The sequence below is a fragment of the Cyanobium sp. NIVA-CYA 375 genome (genome assembly GCF_056108345.1).
Genome location: NZ_JBSYHW010000151.1, coordinates 1 through 2,513, shown reverse-complemented (window position 1 = coordinate 2,513; position 2,513 = coordinate 1). Strand labels below are relative to the sequence as shown.

Here is a 2,513-nt window from a genome sequence, read left to right as displayed (position 1 = left end):
CTGGTGGAGATGCCGCCGGTGTAGGCCTCCATCACCACGGCGTAGAGAGCCTTGTCCACCCGGCGGCGTGGCTCGAGTGCCCGGTGTCAACTACGTAGGCGGGCGCGTTGCCTCGCGAACTTTGTTACCCGTTTAATTGTCACCTTTGCTTTGGTTCCTCTTTCCTGTTGAGCTGGTTGTTTTCCTGCTCTTGGAATGCCTCCATCTGCATGCCCACCATCTGTTCGGCATTGGCAACACGCCAGTCCGTCATCCTCCGCTGCAGAGTTCGCAGGCTGCCGCCATAGAGCCCGGGTTGTTCGCGATCCAGCCTCTGCATTGCCTGCTGGCCTGTGAGTAACGGATCAGCCAGCAGCCACTCGAGAACTAGATGCCAGCAACTCAGCGTCGGGTCTGCCCGAGTCCGATACGTGCGGGTGGGCGTTTGCCAGCCGCCCCGTTTGGCAGGTTCACTCCGCTGCCATAACAGCCGCAGGCTGTTCAAGAAGCTATCCAGCTCCTGGGAAGTGGTTGAGGCGGATTCTCTTTCCTGGTCTGGCTCGCGCCCCCCATTCACCAGGGCCGCTTGGTTGTGGCGGATCGTCCCCAGCAGGGCGACCGGGTCGCATTGTTGCTGCAGCTTCTCGATGCGTTGGCGGCCCTTGCGGCCCATGCCTCCCCATCGCAGCAGCCGATCAGCTGGGGTGAGCGGTTCGTCATGGCGGCGGCGGGGACGGCGGCCCTCCCGCAGGTCAGTCTCCTCAAACGGGATTCGCTTGGCCGATGGTTGATAGATGTTGGTGAACAGGCGCAGAGCGGCATACAGCTGGCAGAGCCGCTCCAATTGCTGAGCTCCTTCCAGCCGGCGGTGCCCCACCACGCGGCGCACCAGCATGCCGTTCTTCTGTTCCACCCAGGCCTGGTCATTGGATTTGTAGGCCCGTGATCGAGTGAGTTCGACTGGCACGCGGGCCTCGGCGCACCAGCGCTCGAGTTCCTCGTTCATGAATGCGGTGTCGTTGTCCACGTCGATGCCGCGCAGGGGCATCGGTATCAGCTTCCGCAGCTCCTGGAGCGCTGAGCGCACCAGCAGGCCATCGCGGCTGGGGAGCGGGACACATTCGCTCCAACCACTGGCCACATCGGTGAGCACCAGCGTCCACAGGAACGGGCCCTCCATGCGCCCACCGCAGTGGGCCACCAGATCCATCTCGAACCAGCCGGGCTCGACGCCCTTCCAGCCATTGAACGTGCGCACCGTGGTGCGCCTGCGCACTCCGGTGACGATGCGCGAGCGGCGGCGCCGATGCTGACCGCCCTGGGCAGAGCGAGCCGGTGCCAGCAGCCGATCGATCGTGGCCGGGCTCACCTGCAGCAGCAATCTCTTGAGAACCGGTTCGATCTCCAGGTGACCATGGCGCTCGAGGGCCTCCACAAGGGTGGGCAACACCGCCGCCAGGCGTTTGCCGCAGAGATGGTCGCTGGCCTCCCACAGGGTCTCCAAAAGTTGCACCACCTCGGGGCCATAACGCCTCCGGCCGATCGCCGCCGCTGATTCGTGATCAGCGCCAGTACGGGCCGGTGGACCCCCATGGTCCGCAGGCTGCTGGCGCAGCAACCGCAGCACCGATTTGCGGTGATACCCGCTCAGCTCCACCAGTTCATCCACCAGGGCACCCTTCTCCTGGTAACTGAGCAACTGGTAGCGGCTACGGGCTGCCTCCAGCAGCTGCCTGCGCCGCTGACGCTGGAGCCGGCTTTCACCAGAGCTGGACACCGACGCCAAAGGAACAAATTGATTGAGGCAACACTAAATCACTGGTAACACGAATTGAGATTCAACGCGCCCGCCTACCTAATTGTCGCCGTGCAAACTGCTGGACGAAGGTTATGCGCAGGAGCGTTAAAAGCAATGCTGGTCGACGGAGAATTGATCCGCCGTTCTTTTGAAGAGTTGGTTGGCTTAGACGTAATGAACGATGTTCCTGATGCTACTACTCTCGCTTTTTTCAGAGAAAGGCTTCGTAAAGTCAGGGTGTTTGAAGAGCTATTTTAAAAAGATTGAGTCATATATCTTCGGTCGCAAGGTCTCGAAGCCCATGACGGTCAGATCATTAGTGCAACTTTGGTTCTAGTTCCCTAGCCAAAAAAATTGGCGTCAATCACTACGACTATAAGAACAATATCTGTATTGCTGTAGCACACAGATGATTATGTTTGGGAAGCTTCTGCCTATGCAAGCGAGTGCTATGAAGACTTATTGAATCTTTGGGGCTTTGAGAATTGCATTCACGAAAAAGACAGTCGCAATCATCCGCTTAGCAAAGCAGCCAAAGAGCGTAAGCAAATTCATCTGCACTCGCATAAGGCGTCTTTCACCTGAAGCCGCCTGAGTCCTTTTCTGTCATTTTGATCTACAGTTTACTAGATCTCTCGGCGACGTAAGGCTTTTTTTAGGTGACTGGGGCGGCTGGCCAGCCGAGCAGGTGCCGATGCCCTGCTCCATCGACATTCGCCTGCTCACGGGCCCGGAG

The 2,513-nt window shown here is 59.3% G+C and carries 1 protein-coding gene; it reads right to left on the bottom strand.

Annotated features, from left to right (window positions below; all coding sequences use genetic code 11):
• Positions 1 to 139: 139 nt before the first annotated feature.
• A complete protein-coding gene (locus AC01FP_RS16940; protein WP_474481844.1) occupies positions 140 to 1,756 on the bottom strand; it encodes an integrase catalytic domain-containing protein in 1,617 nt (538 codons plus the stop codon).
• Between the last annotated feature and the right edge of the window lie 757 nt (positions 1,757 to 2,513).